Raw genomic sequence first — 257 nt, 5'->3', positions numbered from 1 at the left:
CAGTCGACCTGGCTGCAGATGGCCTATTTCGGCGCCTATCTGGTCTGCAGCCTGCCGGCGGGCTGGCTGCTGCAGAAGCGGGGCTACAAGTTCGGCATCGTCTTCGGGCTGATGCTGACCGCCGTGGGGGCGTTCCTGTTCATTCCCTCGGCGAACGCCGCCAGCTTCCCCGCGTTCGTCGGCTCGATGTTCATGCTGGCCTGCGGCTTGTGCTGCCTGGAGAAGGCGGCCGACACCTATGTCAACGTGCTGGGCCC

At 65.8% G+C, this 257-nt stretch carries 1 protein-coding gene; it reads left to right on the top strand.

Annotated features, from left to right (window positions below):
* A partial coding sequence (locus ACH13J_RS18540) for a hypothetical protein (protein WP_449619233.1) occupies nucleotides 1-257 on the top strand: 257 nt, incomplete at both ends.

Origin of the sequence: Roseovarius salis (assembly GCF_044472985.1) — a bacterium.
In the GTDB taxonomy this organism is placed as follows: domain Bacteria; phylum Pseudomonadota; class Alphaproteobacteria; order Rhodobacterales; family Rhodobacteraceae; genus Roseovarius; species Roseovarius salis.
This window is presented reverse-complemented; position numbering and strand designations above follow the sequence as displayed.